This window comes from Nocardioides luteus (assembly GCF_015752315.1).
GTDB lineage: Bacteria > Actinomycetota > Actinomycetes > Propionibacteriales > Nocardioidaceae > Nocardioides.
The window spans coordinates 27,133-42,529 of the sequence record NZ_JADOVJ010000001.1 but is presented as its reverse complement, the minus strand read 5'-3'; the positions used below and the strand labels follow the sequence as shown (position 1 = coordinate 42,529).

Sequence of the window (15,397 nt, the reverse complement as noted above, 5' to 3'; positions counted from 1 at the left end):
CTGCCCCTTGCCACTAACTATAGAGATAGGTAGTTTGTGACGAGCACAACACCTATCTCCATAGGGAGTTCCCCATGACCATCCTGGATTCCCCGCCGATCACCGCGGCCAGCAAGATCTTCAACTTCCCCCGCAACGCCTGGTACGTCGCCGCGTGGGACCACGAGGTGACCGCGAAGCAGCCGCTCGCCCGCACCATCGCCGGCGTGCCGCTGGCGCTGTGGCGCAACAGCGACGGCCGCGCGGTCGCGCTGGCCGACGCCTGCTGGCACCGGCTGGCACCGCTCTCGAAGGGCAAGGTGCTCGGCGACGAGATCCAGTGCCCCTACCACGGGCTGCGCTACAACTCCGCCGGCCGCTGCACGAGCATGCCCGCGCAGGAGACGATCAACCCGAGCGCGATCGTCCCGTCCTACCCGGTCGTCGAGCGCTACCGCTACGTGTGGGTCTGGGTGGGCGACCCCGACCTCGCCGACCCCGCCACCGTGCCCGACATGCACCAGATGGACTCACCGGACTGGGCCGGCGACGGCGAGACGATCTACGCGCCCTGCAACTACCAGCTGGTGCTCGACAACCTGATGGACCTCACCCACGAGGAATTCGTGCACAGCTCGAGCATCGGGCAGGACGAGCTCTCCGAGGCCGAGTTCGAGGTGAGCCACGACGACCGCCACGTCACCGTGACCCGCTGGATGCGCGACATCGACGCGCCCCCGTTCTGGCTGAAGAACATGCGCGACAAGTTCCCCGGCTTCACCGGGAAGGTCGACCGCTGGCAGATCATCCACTTCGAGGCCCCCTCGACCATCTGCATCGACGTCGGCGTCGCCAAGGCCGGCACCGGCGCCCCCGAGGGCGACCGCAGCCAGGGCGTGAACGGCTTCGTGATGAACACGATCACCCCGGAGACCGCGCGGACGTCGCACTACTTCTGGGCCTTCATGCGCAACTACCGCCTGGAGAGCCAGACCATCACGACCCAGCTGCGCCAAGGCGTCCACGGCGTCTTCGGCGAGGACGAGGAGATGCTCGCCGCCCAGCAGCGGGCGATCGACGCCAACCCGGACCACGAGTTCTACAGCCTCAACATCGACGCCGGCGGCATGTGGGTGCGCCGGATCCTGGACCGCATGCTGCAGGCGGAGGGTCTCCCCGCCGCCGCGGCTGCGAAGTGAGGCCGCCACCATGGCAGTGAACACCCAGACCTGGTGGCAGCAGGGCCGTGTGGTCGAGACGTCCGACCTCGCCGAAGGCGTACGCCGCATCGTGCTCGCCCCCGACCGCCCCGTCCACGCCGCCCCCGGCACCCACGTCGACCTCCGGCTCGACCTCGCAGGGCACGTCCGGAAGCGGTCCTACTCGGTCGTCCGCTCCGAGGACGGCGGCCGCCGGCTCACCCTCGGCGTCCAGCTGGCCCCGTCATCTCGCGGCGGGTCGCGCCACATGCACGGCCTCGAGGCGGGCGACGTGGTCGAGATGACCGGGCCGGTCCAGAGCTTCCCGCTCGGGGTCGGCGCCGACCGCTACGTACTGGTCGCGGGCGGCATCGGCGTCACCGCGCTGGTGGCGATGGCCGACACCCTCCGCCGACGCGGCGCCGACTACACGCTCGTCCTGGCCGGGCGGCGGCGTGCCGTCATGGCCTACCTCGACGAGCTCGCCGACACCCACGGCGACCGGGTCCGGGTGTTCGTCGACGACGAGGACGTACGCCTCGACGTGGAGGCGCTGGTCGGCGAGATCGCCGGCTCCCCGGCCGCGACGCGGACCGAGATGTACATGTGCGGACCGATCCGGCTGATGGACGCGATCCGTCGCGCCTGGGCGGCCCACGAGCTGCCGGAGCCGAACCTGCGCTTCGAGACGTTCGGCAGCAGCGGCGCCTGGGCGGCGGAGGACTTCGTCGTGCACCTCCCCCAGCTCGACCGCTCCGTCCGCGTCGGCAAGGACAGCTCGATGCTCGACGCGCTCGAGGACGCCGGTGTCGACGTGATGTGGGACTGCCGCAAGGGCGAGTGCGGGATCTGCCAGGTCAAGGTGCTCGACGTCAGCGGCCGGATCGACCACCGCGACGTCTTCCTGAGCCAGCAGCAGAAGGAGACGTACGCGTCCTTGTGCCTCTGCGTCGCCCGCGCCGCCCGCGGCGACTCCGCCGACGCGGATGCCGCCGAGCTGGCGGCCGTGACCCTGCATCTTCCGTGAACCCCCACCCCGAAAGAGACCCGAGATGAACCTTCGTGCGCGCATCGACGCCGCTGCGATGACTCCCTACCAGTGGATGGTCGTCGCGCTCTGCGTCCTGCTGAACTGTCTGGACGGATTCGACGTGATGGCGATGGCCTTCACCGCCTCCTCGCTGACCGAGGAGTTCGCGCTGAGCGGCTCGGAGCTCGGCGTGCTGCTGAGCGCCGGGCTGGTCGGCATGGCGGTCGGCTCGCTGGCGCTGGCCCCGGTCGCCGACGTCATCGGCCGCCGGCCGCTGATCCTGATCAGCGTCGGCCTGGCGACCGCCGGGATGCTGCTCTCCGCCGCCTCCCCGTCCGCTCTCCTGCTCGGCCTCGCCCGGGTCGTCACCGGTCTGGGCGTGGGCGGCATCCTGGCCAGCACCAACGTGATCGCGAGCGAGTACGCCTCGGCGCGCTGGCGCGGCCTGGCGATCGGCCTCTACACGGCGGGCTACGGCATCGGCGCCACCCTCGGCGGCGTGGCCGCGCGCGGCATGCTCGCCGACCTCGGCTGGCGCAGCGTCTTCGTCGCCGGCGGTGTCGCGACCGGGATCGCGCTGGTGCTGCTGGTCGTGCTGCTGCCCGAGTCGGTGGACTTCCTGGTCCAGCGCCGGCCGCGGCAGGCGCTGGAGCGGGTCAACCGGATCCTCGGGCGGCTCGGGCAGCCCGCGGTCACCTCGGACGTCCTGGAATCCGCTCCTCGCCCGGCCGCTCGGCGTCGCAGCGGCAACCCCGGCGTACTCCTCGGTGCGGACCTGCGCCGCTCGACCCTGCTCGTCTGGGTGGCCTTCCTGGCGACGATGTTCGGCTTCTACTTCGTCAACAGCTGGACCCCGCAGCTGCTGGTGACCTCGGGGATGTCGGAGGCCGACGCGGTCACCGCCGGCATGATGCTGGCCCTGGGCGGCACCGCCGGTTCGGTGCTCTACGGCCTCGTCGCCTCCCGGCTGGACAGCCGCGTCGTGCTGATCGGCTTCACCGTGCTGTCGGCGCTGACGATGGTCGTGTTCATCACCAGCACGGCACTGCTCACGGTCGCGCTGGTCATCGGCGTCGTCGTCGGCGCGCTCATCAACGGCTGCATCGCCGGCCTCTACACGATCACCCCGGCCATCTACGGCACCGAGATCCGCAGCACGGGTATGGGCTGGGCGATCGGCATCGGCCGCATCGGGGCCATCCTGTCGCCGATGCTCGCCGGGCGCCTGCTCGACGCCTCGTGGACGCCGGTCAACCTGTACGTCGGCGCCGCCGTCGTGGTCGCCCTCTCCGCCGTCGCGCTGCTCTTCCTGCGGACCGGCCGGGCTGCTCGGCCGGTCCCGGAGGTGGCCTCCGCGTAGGCGGACGGAATCGGCCCGTCCCGGCTGCAACCGGGACGGGCCGTGAACCGTCTGGATCGGCAGAACGCCCACTCGGGGCGTACGACCGACGAGGAGCCACCCATGACCACATCCCGCCTCCCGCTCCGTGCCGCGCTCGCGGCGACCGCCGTGGTCGGGCTGCTCGGCCTGGCCGGGTGCGGGAGCGACGCCGCCCCGACTGCCGGATCGCCCTCGCCCGTGCCGTCCTCGGCGCCGTCCTCGGCTCCGTCCTCCGAGCCGTCCGCGACTCCCACCCCGGCTCCGTCGGAGGTGCCGGTCTCCGCGACCCCGTCGGCCGAGCCGACGCCGAAGCTCGACTGGGGCGGCCCGCTGGCGCCCGGGGCCTTCGGGAAGATCAAGGCCGAGGGCAACGTACGCACCCTGGTCGATCAGGGCTGGATGACCCGCGACACCAAGCGCGAGGCCGTCTGCGAGGGGAAGCACTGGCGGTGGGCCGACCAGCTCGGCGACGGCATCGACGTCATCCACGACCAGCAGGGCAACATCGGCTCCTTCGGGATGAGCAAGCCCGTCCTCGAGACCGCCCGGGGCATCACCATCGGCGACACGCTCATGGTCCTCAAGGACACCTACGGGACGGGCACCCAGAAGACCAACGACTACGGCCAGACGACCTGGGTCGTCCAGGACGGCGACCGCTGGATCGGCTTCCTCCTCACCGGCGACTCCCGAGACTCGAAGATCGAGTTCATCGAGGTCTCCGTCGGCCGCCAGCCCGGCCTCCTCCGCGACGGCTGCTGATCCCTGCGCTCCGGTCACCTCCCTTCGACGTACGGTGGGGGTGACCGGATTCCGTTCTCGTGGAGGTGTCCCATGTCCCGCCGTGCAACCGCTGCCGTGCTCGCTGCCTGTGGTCTGCTGACTCTCGCTGCCTGCGGGGAGGACGCAGACCCCGACCCGGGAGACCGCAACGAGGTGAGTGCCGAGCTCGCCGGCCCCGACGGGAAGAAGGTCGGGACGGTCGAGATCGAGGAGGACGACGGGGCCACCCAGATCAGCGTCCGGGTGAGCGGTCTGTCGGCCGGCTACCACGGCTTCCACGTGCACACGACCGGCAAGTGCGAGGCCGACAGCGCGGCTCCCGACGACCCGTCGAAGACCGGCGACTTCCTCTCCGCGGGCGGCCACCTCAACCCCGACGACAGCGCCCACGGCGAGCATCTCGGCGACCTGCCGGCGCTCCTCGTGACCGAGGACGGCACCGCCAGCCTGGAGTTCACCGGACCCTTCACCCTCGACGACCTCCGGGACGCGGACGGCAGCGCGGTGATGATCCACGCGGGCCGCGACAACTACGCCAACGTCCCGGAGCGCTACGCCCCCGAGGGTCCCGACGAGGACACCACCAAGACCGGTGACGCCGGTGACCGGATCGCCTGCGCCGTGATCGAGGCCGGCTGACCGTCCCGAAATAAGGGGACGTACGCAGCGCCGGGCCGCAGACTGGGGCGGTGACCACCGAACTCACCCCGACCGACATGACCCACCTGCGACGTTGCCTCGAGCTCGCGGCGGAGGCGCTGGCGGACGGCGACGGGCCGTTCGGGTCCGTCCTGGCCGACAGCGCCGGCAACGCGCTCCAGGAGGGCCGCAACCGCGAGCACACGACCGGCGACCCGACCGCGCACCCCGAGATCGAGCTCGCCCGCTGGGCCGCGGTCCAGCTCGACCCGGCGACCCGGGCCGGAGCGACGGTCTACACCTCCGGAGAGCACTGCCCGATGTGCTCGGCGGCGCACGGCTGGTCCGGGGTCGGGCGGATCGTCTACATCGCGTCCTCCGAGCAGCTGACGCAGTGGCGGGCCGGCTGGGGCGCGGGCGAGTCGCCGGTGCGGGCGCTGCCGATCCAGGAGGTCGCGCCGGCTGTCGAGGTCATCGGGCCCGTCCCCGAGCTGGTCGAGGAGATCCACGCGCTCCACCAGGCGGCCGCCGGAGTCTGATCTCGGTGTAACCCCCAGCACACCTTTCTTGCATTGACTGCAACTTGCACTCAATGCAAGAATAGTGCCGTGCCCACCTCTGCCCCGCCTCCGAACGCCCGCGAGCGTCAGAAGCGGGAGCGTCGGCTGGCGCTGATCGAGGCCGCTCAGCGACTGGTCGGCGAGCGTGGGCTCGATGACGTCACCGTGGAGGAGATCAGCTCCGCGGCGGGGTTGTCGACGCGTACGTTCTTCAACTACTTCGACTCCAAGGACGACGCGGTTCTCGGCATCCAGGAGATCGAGCTGGATGCCGAGGTGCGCGCGCAGTTCGTCTCCGGCGGGCCGTCGGGACGGCTGATGACCGACCTGGAGACGCTGGTGGCGGGCTTCCTCAAGGACGCCGCCCCCAACATCGAGCAGGTCGAGCGAGCCATGCGGCTGCTGACCTCGGAACCCCGCCTCATGCAACGGCACGTCGCCTGGCACCAGCGCGTCGTCGGCGAGTTCGAGGAGCTGCTCTCCGAGCGCCGCAAGGCACGGCCCTCCCCTGTCGACGACGACACGATCGGGATGGTCGCCGGGCTGCTGATGCGGTCGAGCGCGCTCGCCTGGGCGCGGTCGGGCTACGCGGGAGATGCGGCGGCGCATCTGCCCGAGGCGGTCGCTCAGCTCCGCCTGCTCCTCGACGACTAGAACGACCAGCCGCACCTCTCGGGATTCTCACGGCACACGGGACACGTGTGTCCTCACCTCTGCAACTCCTGCCTGGAAGGTCCAACCCATGAGCCACACGGTCGCGCCCGACGCGCCCGACAAGCCGCTGGTCGTGCTGACGCCGCGTACGATCTGGCTGATCTTCGGGGCCCTGATGGCCTCGATGTTCCTCTCCTCCCTCGACCAGACGATCGTGAGCACGGCGATGCCGACGATCGTCGGCGAGCTCGACGGGGTCGCGCACCAGGGGTGGGTGATCACCTCCTACATCATGGCGATCGCGATCGTGATGCCGCTGTACGGGAAGTTCGGCGACCTGTGGGGTCGCCGCTGGCCGTTCCTGGTCGCGGTCACGCTGTTCACGCTCGGCTCGCTCTTCGGCGGGATGGCGCAGACGTTCCCCGAGCTGGTCGCCGCCCGCGGCCTCCAGGGTCTCGGCGGTGGTGGCCTGATGATCCTGTCGCAAGCGATCATCGCCGACATCGTGCCGGCCTCCGAGCGGGGCAAGTACATGGGTCCGATGGGTGCGCTCTTCGGCATCTCCGCGGTGATCGGGCCGCTCCTCGGTGGCTGGCTCACCGACGGCCCGGGCTGGCGCTGGACCTTCTGGATCAACGTGCCGGTCGGCATCATCGCGCTCGTCGTCGCCTGGTACGCCCTGAAGCTGCCCTCGCACCGCTCCGGGCGGCCGGTCGACTGGCTGGGGATCATGTTCATGGTGCTCTCGACCAGCGGCATCGTGCTGCTGACCTCGTGGGAGTCGCTCGGCCACGACGGCTACGACTGGTCCTCGCCGCAGCTGCTCGGCCTGCTCGTCGGCACGCTCGCCTCGGTGGCCGCGTTCATCGTCACCGAGACCCTCGCGCCCGAGCCGCTGATTCCGCTGCGCCTCTTCAAGAACCAGACCTTCACCGTGACCACGCTGATCGGCCTGGTGCTCGGCATGGGGATGTTCTCGGCGATGGCGATGCTGCCGACGTTCCTGCAGATGTCGACGGGCGCCTCGATCACCGGCTCCGGCCTGCTGATGCTGCCGATGATGGCCGGCATGATGCTGACCGCGATCGGCTCGGGTGTCGCGATCTCGAAGACGGGTCGCTACAAGATCTTCCCGATCGTCGGTCTGCTCGTCACCGCAGCCGGGATCGCCTGGATGACCACGATCACCGGCGACATGTCGATGGTCGTCTTCGGGCTGATGATCTTCGTGCTCGGCGCCGGGATGGGCCTGGTCATGCAGACCATCGTCCTGGCCGTGCAGAACGCCGTCGACCCGCACGAGCTCGGCACCGCGACCTCGGCGAACAACTTCTTCCGGGAGATCGGCGCAACCGTCGGCACGGCCCTGTTCACGACCGTGTTCACCACGCGGCTGACCGACAACTTCGAGGGGCTGGCCGCGAAGATGGCCTCCTCGGGGTTGATGCCGGCCGACGGCGCCGGGTTCTCCGGCGACAGCCTCACCCCGGCGGCGGTCGACCAGCTGCCCGAGCCGATCCACGGCTGGGTCGTCGACGCCTTCACCGAGGCGCTCGCACCCGCGTTCTGGTACCTCGTGCCGCTGGTCCTCCTCGGCCTCGCGCTCGCGCTGTTCCTCAAGGAGGTCAAGCTCTCCAACGAGGCCGGCATGGTCGCCCGCGGGGAGGCGGTCGCCGGCTGAGGCTGCCTCGGCAGCTTCCTTGACGCTCGCCGTGGCACGGGGCATTCTCCTGTCACGGCGAGCGTCTGTTCGGGGGACGTGCGCAGCTCTCGGAAAGGCACGCCATGGCCGCTCGCGCTCTGCCCACCTCGATCGCGACGGTGTCCGCTCTCGTCGCCGGCCTGCTGCTCGGCGTGACGCCGGCGTCGGCGGCGCCCGCGCCGGCCGAGGACGTCGTCCTGGAGACCCTCTCCAACCGGGCCGACCTGGTCTTCGACGACAACGCGCTGGTGCGGGTCACGCTCCCCGAGGGGGCCGACCCGGATGACCTGCGGGTGTGGCTCAGCGACAGCCGGCACGCCTCGAGCCGCACGGGTGACCGCGACGTCACCGACGCCTTCGCCGAGCGGCCCAACGGCGAGATCGAGGGCGTCGTACGCGGCCTGCGGCTCGGCACCAACGAGCTGACCGCCCGCCTTCCCGACGGTCGGGGCGCCTGGCTCACGATCACCAACCACCCGCGCGGCGGGCCGATCTTCTCGGGGCCGCAGCTGCAGCCGTGGCGCTGCCAGCCGACCGCCGAGGACGCGCAGTGCAACCAGGAGCCGACGATCAGCTGGCTCTACCGGTCCACCAACCCGCTGCTCGACAGTCTCCAGCCCTACGACCCGGCGAACCCGCCTCGTGACATCGCATCCACGACCACCGACGAGGGCGTGACCGTGCCGTTCGTCGTACGCGTGGAGACCGGCTACCAGAACCGCGACCAGTACCGGATCGCCGTGCTCTGGCAGCCCGGAAAGCCCTGGCAGCGCTGGCGCCCGCAGGAGCAGTGGAACAACAAGCTCTTCATCCCGCACGGGGGCAGCTGCGGGGTCGACCACGAGGTCGGCACCGCCCCGACCACCGACTACGCCGGCACCTTCGACCTCGGCATCCCCGTCGTCGCCGACGCCCTCGGTGACAGCCCGACCGTCGCCCTCGGCCGTGGCTTCGCGATGCTCTCGACCGCGCTGGCCAACACCGGTCACAACTGCAACGTCACCACCGAGGCCGAGTCGCTGATGATGGCCAAGGAGCATCTCGTCGAGACGTACGGCGACCTGCGCTACACGATCGGCAGCGGCTGCTCCGGCGGCTCGATCGCGCAGCAGACGATCGCCAACGCCTACCCCGGGATCTACCAGGGCCTGGTGGTGACCTGCTCCTACCCCGACTCGCTCTCGCCCGGCCTGCAGTTCTCCGACTACCACCTGCTCCGCAAGTACTTCGAGAGTTCCGAGCGCCTCACCGACGGCAAGTTCTGGAACCCGCTGCAGTGGGCGGCGGTCGAGGGCCACCTGCTGCCGCTCAACGCCGTCACCGCGGACGAGGGCCTGTTCAAGCAGGCGGTCATGCCGACCCACCCCTGCGCCGGGGTCAGGGACCAGGAGCGCTACGACGCGGCCCGCAACCCCGGCGGCGTACGCTGCTCGATCATCGACGGCGCGATCAACGTCTTCGGCCCACGGCCGGAGAGCGTGTGGACACCTCAGGAGAAGCAGATCGGGCGCGGCTTCGCGGGCTCGCCGCTGGACAACACCGGCGTGCAGTACGGTCTCGAGGCGCTCCGGTCCGGGGCGATCACGCCCGAGCAGTTCGTCGATCTCAACGAGAAGATCGGCGGCCTCGACATCGACGTACAGCCGCGGGCGGAGCGCTCCACCGCCGACCCGGCGGCGCTCACCAACGCCTACCGCAGCGGCATGGTCAACACCGCCAGCAACCTGTCCGGGGTGGCGATCATCGACCATCGCGGACCGGACCCCGGCGTCGCGCACGACGCCCGCTGGGCGTGGGCGATGCGCGAACGGCTGACCCGGGAGCAGGGCCACGCGGACAACCAGGTGATCTGGTACGGAGTGACGCCGCTCATCGGCGACCCGAGCTACTCCAAGGAGGCGCTGCTCGCGATGGACCGGTGGCTGTCGGCCGTCGAAGCCGACAAACGCACGGTGGCGTTGGCGGACAAGATCGTCCAGGACCGCCCCGGCGACCTGCACGACCGGTGCACCCAGACGCAGGGCGTCTCCAGCGAGGACGGGTTGTTCCTGCCGGTCGCCGACCCGCTCCTGGACGACCTGACCGGCGGTGCTCTCGACGGCCTGAACGGTGCCGTCAACCCGGTCCTCGATCCCGCGCTCAACCTCGTCGTGGATCCGGTCTCGGACCTGGTGTGCGGCCTCGGTCCGGTCAGCGACCTGGTCAAGACCGACTTCGCGACCCCGCGGATCGTGGCCGGCGACAACAACTACTCCGACAACGCCAAGTGCCACCTGAAGCCGCTGCGCCGCACCGACGACTACGGCGCGTTCGGCCTCACCGATGCCCAGTGGTCGCGCCTCGCGGCGGTCTTCCCCGACGGGGTCTGCGACTACAGCAAGCCGGGTGTCGGCTTCACCGAGACCGAGCCCTGGCTGACCTACCAGCAGGCCGACGGATCGGTCGTCTACGGCGGCACACCGATGGGCCGCGCACCACGGTCGGCGCCGTTCGGAAATTGACCGGTGGCTCGCGCCGAGTCGGCGCTAGTGTCTCGGCCATGCCTTCCCCCGAGCCGACCTTCGTCCTGGTCCACGGCGCCTTCGCCAACTCGTTCTCGTTCGCCCCGCTCCAGGCCGAGCTGGCGCTGCGCGGGTTCCGTTCGCTGGCGGTCGACCTCCCCGGCCACGGCTTCGGAGCGACCTTCCCCGCGGCCTACCAGGCACCCCAGGACCTCGCCGCGCTCGCGTCCGCGCCGGGCGGGATCAAGGGCGTCACGCTCGCCGACAACGTCGCCCACCTGGTCTCCGTGCTCGAGCGGGCGAAGGCGCACGGCCCGGTGGTCGTGGTCGCGCACAGCCGCGGCGGGATCACCCTGACCGCGACCGCCAACGCCCGCCCGGACCTGATCGACCGGATGGTCTACGTGTCGGCCTGGGCCCCGGTGTCCCTTGACGCCGTTGCGTACAACGCCGAGCCGGAGATGGCCTCCTTCGACGCCTCGGTGCTGATCGGAGCCGCGGCCGCGAACCCCGCCGACGTCGGCCTGCTGCGCTGCAACTTCCGCACCGCCTCCCCCGAGGTGCTGGCCGGCCTCAAGCACGCCTTCATGGCCGACGGCACCGACGACGAGTTCCGTACGTTCCTCAACACCTTCCAGCCCGACGAGAACCTCGACGCCGGCGGGCCGGACGACCGCGCCCAGGCCACGACGTGGGGCACGGTCCCCCGTGCCTACGTACGACTCAGCGAGGACGTCAGCCTGCCGCCCGCGATGCAGGACCGGCTGATCCGCGAGGGCGACGCCCTCACCCCGGACAACCCGTACGCCGTCCACACCCTCGCCTCCAGCCACCTCCGCTGGCTCGTCCACCCCGCGCCGGCCGCCGACCTCCTCGTGGAGATCGCGGCCGGCTGACGAGCGCCGCGGACGTCAGGTCAGGGCGAAGGTGCTGGAGCGGCGTCCGGGGGTGGAACCGACGGTGAGCGCACCGCGGTCGTGCTGGAGGTAGTCGCCGCGGTCCGTGGCCACCTGCAGCGAGATGCCGCCCCTGACCGGGATCCTGCGGAAGCTGGCCTCGGCGGCGTACGCCGGGCCCGGCTGGACCTGCTCGATCCGGACGGCGCCACCGGCGACCCGGACGTACCTGTCGGGGAAGTTGACCGACTGCAGCGACTCCGACCCGTCGCCCGCGAGCCCCGGGACGAACCGGAACTGGCTGTCGGCGAGCTCCTTCGGGGCACGGTCCACCCGCACGGTGTACTCGTAGTGGCGTACGAACGAGCCCGGCGCATCCAGCGGGGTGAGCCGTACGATCGGCCCGCCCTTCCCGACCGGAACGCCGAACATGGGGGTGCCGTCCTCGTGCCACACCACCTTCTGCACGCGCGCGTGCCGGTTCGGGTCGTAGAGCGGGTCTCCGGTGATGTCGCGGTAGTCCCGGGCGTGGTAGACGAGGACGTCGGTCACCCCGTCCTCGGCCACCGTGAACGAGTTGTGCCCGGGCCCGTACTGCCCGGTCTGCTCGTTGGTCGTGAACACCGGTTCGGGGCTCTTGGTCCACGATGCCGGGTCGAGCAGGTCGGCGTCCGCCGGGGCGGTGAGCAGGCCCATGCAGTAGCGCGCGTCGGTGGCGCTGGCCGAGAACGTCATGAAGACCCGGCCGTTGCGGACCAGCACGGCAGGGCCCTCGTTGACCTTGTAGCCCTGCACCTCCCAGCTGCGGGTCGGGGTCGCGATCCGCGCCGGGAAGGTGCTGATCGCGAACGGGGAGCTCATCTCGGCGATGTAGAGGCTGGTGTTGACCGCGATCTCGGGCTCGCTCTGCGCCCAGACCAGGTAGCGACGGCCCGCGTGCTCGAACGTGGTGGCGTCGAGCGCGAAGCTCAGCCATGGCGTGATGATCTGCCGCGGCGCACCCCAGCCCGCCGGGTCGCGCGGGTCGGGGAGCGTCGACTCCATGACGTACATCCGGATCCGGAAGACGTCGTCGGAGTCGCCGGCCGCGAAGTAGACGTACCAGCGGCCGTCGATGCGGTGCAGCTCCGGCGCCCAGATGTGGCCGCCCATCTTCCCGCTGGACGGGCGGCGCCAGATGACCGACTCCGCCGCGGTGGCGAGCCCGGCCAGCGAGGCCGACCCGCGGATCACCAGACGGTCGTACTCCGGCACGGAGCCGGTCAGGTAGTACATGCCGTCGACGGGCCGGGTGACGAACGGGTCGGCCTGGCGCTCGACCAGCGGGCTGAGGGTCGGCACGCCCCAGATCTCGGCGTCACTGGGCATCGATCCCGCCGGTGCTGCGGCGGCGGGCGTTGCGTAGCCGGCAAGCGCGGCCGCTGCCCCGAGGCCGACCCCGGCCTGCAGGAGGTGGCGCCTGCTGAGGCCGGCTCGGAGGGCGAGGTGGTTCAGGTGGTCGGACATGGATGCTCCCCTACCGGGTCTGGATGCGGATGAAGGTCACGGAGTACGGCGCGAACGTGCGCGTGAAGGTGCTGTCCACGCCGCGGATCGTGCTCGTCACCGGCTTGATGGGCTGCGCCGTACGCGTGTTCTGCTCCTCCGGGTCGCCGCTGATGACGGTCATCTGCGCCCGGGAGGCGACCTTGACGCCGAGGTCGACGCGGGTGACGGCCGGCTCGGCCTGGGCGTTGACCACCTTGACGATCAGGTCGCCGGTCGCCGCGTCACGGGTGACCACCTGCGCGAACGGCTCGGTGACCTGGTCGTCGTCGAACTCCTGGAAGAGCTGGCCGTCGAGGAAGAGCCGGACGTGGGTGCCGCGGACCTCGATGCGTACGTCGTAGGTGCGTCCGGTCTCGACCGAGTGGCCCTCCCGGGCGATCAGGGTCTCCTTGCCACCGTTGGTCGCCTTCTCGACGACCGTGCGGGTGTTGTTCCAGCCGCCGATGTTCCACCAGTAGAAGTTGCCGGAGTCCTTCACCCCGAACGCGATCAGGAAGCCCTCGGAGCCGGACAGCTTCTTGGCCTCGAGCTCGAGGTCGTAGTCGCTCGCGGTGATGTCCGCGGCCCTGACCAGGGTGTCCTGGGCAGCTGCGTCGGTCTGGGTGTAGGCGCCGTCGACGACCGACCAGGTCCCCCGGTTGGCCAGCGAGCTCCAGCCCTCGGCGTCCCCGTCCGCGAAGTCGTCGGCGAACAGCCCGGTCCCGTCGGGCGCGGTGACCGACACGTCGTCGTACGCCGCCGAGGTGGCCCAGGTGGAGAGGCCGATGCCGCCGGTGATGGGCTGGGGCTGGATCACCTTGCCGGTCGCCTCGCTGGGGACAACTCGGTCGCCGACGTTGTTCATGAACAGCTTCTGGACCTGGTAGCTCGCGGAGCCCCAGGACTGGTCGTTGTCGAACCAGATCATGTCCGGGCGCCACTGCACCTGGTCCACGTTGGCCAGCAGCGGGGCGTACGAGGCCAGCCGGACGACGTCGGCGTTGCGCTCGAGACCGGTCATGTAGGCCGCCTCGGACAGCGCGTTCAAGAGCTTGTTGTCCTGCGAGGCGTACTCGCCGAGGAAGACCTTCGGCCCGTTGCGGTCATAGCTGTCGTAACGGTCGTTGTTCTGCAGGAACCAGGTCGGAGAGTTGTAGTAGTGCTCGTCGACCATGTCGACACCGGCCGCCTTGTTCTGGGCCCAGTGCTGGTCGAAGAGCGCGCCCTCGTCATCGGGGCCCGAGTTGCTGATGATCGTGACCTCCGGGTAGCGCGCCTCGATGGCCGCACGGAACTTCTCGAACCGCTCGAAGAACTCCGTCGGCAGGTTCTCCTCGTTGCCGACGCCGAGGTGGGTGAGCCCGAACGGCGCCGGGTGCCCCATCTCCGCCCGCAGCGCACCCCACTCGGAGTCGACCGGGCCGTTGGCGAACTCGATCAGGTCGAGGGTGTCCTGGATGTGACGCTGCAGCAGGGTCTCGTCGTCGGTGGCCCGGTTCTGGCCGCATCCGGTGACCAGCGCCGGCACGACCGGCAGCGGCATCGCCCCGATGTCCTCGGCGAACTGGAAGTACTCGAAGTAGCCCAGGCCGTAGGACTGGTTGTAGCCCCAGAAGTTGGCGTTCGTCGCGCGCTCCTCGACGGGGCCGACGGTGTCCTTCCACTGGTACGACCGGGCGCGCTGCCAGTCGGAGGACGCGTCGTAGCCGGCCATGCTGCCGGTGTTGACGAGGCAGCCACCCGGGAAGCGGACGAACTCCGGCTTCAGCGCCGCGATCTTCTCGGCGAGGTCCTTGCGCAGCCCGTTCTCCCGGCCCATGAAGGTGTCCTCGGGCAGCAGGGAGACCATGTCGAGGCGCAGCGTCCCGACACCCTCGCCCTGCAGCCACAGCCGAGCGGAGTCGGTCGTGGCGCTCGCGGTGAAGGTGCCGGCGTACTTCTTCCAGGTGTCGCCGTTCACCTGGAGCCGGACCGGAGCGGCGTACGCGGTGGTGCCGGCCTCGTCCTGCAGCGACACGGTCAGCGGCGTACCGCCCGCGGTGTCCGAGCGTGCCCAGACCGAGAAGTCGTAGCGCTTCCCGGCCTCGAGCGCGACACCGTTGTTCCAGCCGCTGTTGGAGACCCCGTACGTCCCACCGCCGGCGTTGGCCAGCGAGAGCTGGAGGTAGGTGCGGTTGCGCTCGTTGAGCCGGGAGCCGTCGTTGACGGGGGTGGCGGTCCCGGCGCCGCCGCCGACGGCTCGCGGGGTCCACGCGGTCAGGCCGGTGTAGGAGCGGTTGTCGACCGGGAGGAACTCGAACGACCGGTTCCGCACGAGCTCGGCGTAGAGACCGCCGTCGGCCGCGTAGTTGATGTCCTCGAAGAAGACGCCGTACATGGTGTCGCTGATCTCCGGCCCGGACTGACCCGCGTGGGCCGTGATCGTGTAGTCGGGCTCGGCCGCAGCGGTTCGGCCGTCCGCGCCGAGGCTGGGCGTGGCGTAGGTCAGGGGCAGGGCCAGGACGGTGGCGGCGGACAGGGCGGTCAGTAGGCGGATGCGCTGCACG

The 15,397-nt window shown here is 70.6% G+C and carries 12 protein-coding genes; 10 read left to right on the top strand and 2 right to left on the bottom strand.

The genetic code is table 11. The features are described from left to right. The first annotated feature begins 74 nt into the window (after window positions 1-74). The 10 genes from HD557_RS00195 to HD557_RS00150 all read left to right on the top strand — a co-directional run bounded on the left by HD557_RS00195 (window position 75) and on the right by HD557_RS00150 (window position 11,324). On the top strand, window positions 75-1,178 hold the full coding sequence (locus HD557_RS00195; protein WP_008355019.1) for an aromatic ring-hydroxylating dioxygenase subunit alpha: 1,104 nt from the start codon (window positions 75-77) through the stop codon (window positions 1,176-1,178). A gap of 10 nt (window positions 1,179-1,188) precedes the next feature. After that, window positions 1,189-2,205: a PDR/VanB family oxidoreductase gene (locus HD557_RS00190; RefSeq protein ID WP_196872394.1), complete on the top strand. Its 1,017-nt coding sequence runs from the start codon at window positions 1,189-1,191 to the stop codon at window positions 2,203-2,205. A 25-nt stretch (window positions 2,206-2,230) separates the two neighbouring features. Continuing rightward, entirely contained in the window at window positions 2,231-3,568 is a 1,338-nt protein-coding gene (locus tag HD557_RS00185) for an MFS transporter (RefSeq protein WP_196872393.1), read from the top strand. Window positions 3,569-3,670: 102 nt separating this feature from the next. Further along, on the top strand, window positions 3,671-4,351 hold the full coding sequence (locus HD557_RS00180; protein WP_196872392.1) for a hypothetical protein: 681 nt from the start codon (window positions 3,671-3,673) through the stop codon (window positions 4,349-4,351). 72 nt (window positions 4,352-4,423) lie between these two features. Then, the gene (locus tag HD557_RS00175; RefSeq protein ID WP_196872391.1) at window positions 4,424-5,011 is read left to right on the top strand and encodes a superoxide dismutase family protein; all 588 of its coding nucleotides are present in this window, start codon (window positions 4,424-4,426) and stop codon (window positions 5,009-5,011) included. Window positions 5,012-5,061: 50 nt separating this feature from the next. Beyond that, a complete protein-coding gene (locus HD557_RS00170) occupies window positions 5,062-5,550 on the top strand; it encodes a nucleoside deaminase (RefSeq protein WP_196872390.1) in 489 nt (162 codons plus the stop codon). Window positions 5,551-5,619: 69 nt separating this feature from the next. Further along, window positions 5,620-6,225, top strand: coding sequence for a TetR/AcrR family transcriptional regulator (locus HD557_RS00165; protein ID WP_008355034.1), 606 nt, complete (start codon window positions 5,620-5,622; stop codon window positions 6,223-6,225). 88 nt (window positions 6,226-6,313) lie between these two features. Then, window positions 6,314-7,906 (top strand): MDR family MFS transporter, encoded by a 1,593-nt coding sequence (locus HD557_RS00160; RefSeq protein WP_008355037.1) that lies wholly within the window; start codon window positions 6,314-6,316, stop codon window positions 7,904-7,906. A gap of 104 nt (window positions 7,907-8,010) precedes the next feature. Continuing rightward, a complete protein-coding gene (locus tag HD557_RS00155; RefSeq protein ID WP_196872389.1) occupies window positions 8,011-10,428 on the top strand; it encodes a DUF6351 family protein in 2,418 nt (805 codons plus the stop codon). 38 nt (window positions 10,429-10,466) lie between these two features. Continuing rightward, window positions 10,467-11,324: an alpha/beta hydrolase gene (locus HD557_RS00150; RefSeq protein WP_196872388.1), complete on the top strand. Its 858-nt coding sequence runs from the start codon at window positions 10,467-10,469 to the stop codon at window positions 11,322-11,324. A gap of 15 nt (window positions 11,325-11,339) precedes the next feature. Here HD557_RS00150 and HD557_RS00145 read toward each other — a convergent pair whose 3' ends face one another. Both HD557_RS00145 and HD557_RS00140 read right to left on the bottom strand, forming a co-directional pair. After that, window positions 11,340-12,830 carry a family 43 glycosylhydrolase gene (locus HD557_RS00145; protein ID WP_196872387.1) on the bottom strand — a complete coding sequence of 497 codons (1,491 nt, stop codon included), beginning with the start codon at window positions 12,828-12,830 and terminating at the stop codon, window positions 11,340-11,342. A 10-nt stretch (window positions 12,831-12,840) separates the two neighbouring features. Beyond that, window positions 12,841-15,396 carry an alpha-L-arabinofuranosidase C-terminal domain-containing protein gene (locus HD557_RS00140; RefSeq protein ID WP_196872386.1) on the bottom strand — a complete coding sequence of 852 codons (2,556 nt, stop codon included), beginning with the start codon at window positions 15,394-15,396 and terminating at the stop codon, window positions 12,841-12,843. Between the last annotated feature and the right edge of the window lies 1 nt (window position 15,397).

Bases quoted from the DNA above. Each gene is read 5' to 3' on its own strand.
- HD557_RS00175 (WP_196872391.1), top strand. From the start codon at position 4,424: ATGTCCCGCCGTGCAACCGCTGCCGTGCTCGCTGCCTGTGGTCTGCTG.
- HD557_RS00190 (WP_196872394.1), top strand. From the start codon at position 1,189: ATGGCAGTGAACACCCAGACCTGGTGGCAGCAGGGCCGTGTGGTCGAG.
- HD557_RS00185 (WP_196872393.1), top strand. From the start codon at position 2,231: ATGAACCTTCGTGCGCGCATCGACGCCGCTGCGATGACTCCCTACCAG.
- HD557_RS00155 (WP_196872389.1), top strand. From the start codon at position 8,011: ATGGCCGCTCGCGCTCTGCCCACCTCGATCGCGACGGTGTCCGCTCTC.
- HD557_RS00150 (WP_196872388.1), top strand. From the start codon at position 10,467: ATGCCTTCCCCCGAGCCGACCTTCGTCCTGGTCCACGGCGCCTTCGCC.
- HD557_RS00195 (WP_008355019.1), top strand. From the start codon at position 75: ATGACCATCCTGGATTCCCCGCCGATCACCGCGGCCAGCAAGATCTTC.
- HD557_RS00180 (WP_196872392.1), top strand. From the start codon at position 3,671: ATGACCACATCCCGCCTCCCGCTCCGTGCCGCGCTCGCGGCGACCGCC.
- HD557_RS00145 (WP_196872387.1), bottom strand. From the start codon at position 12,830: ATGTCCGACCACCTGAACCACCTCGCCCTCCGAGCCGGCCTCAGCAGG.
- HD557_RS00160 (WP_008355037.1), top strand. From the start codon at position 6,314: ATGAGCCACACGGTCGCGCCCGACGCGCCCGACAAGCCGCTGGTCGTG.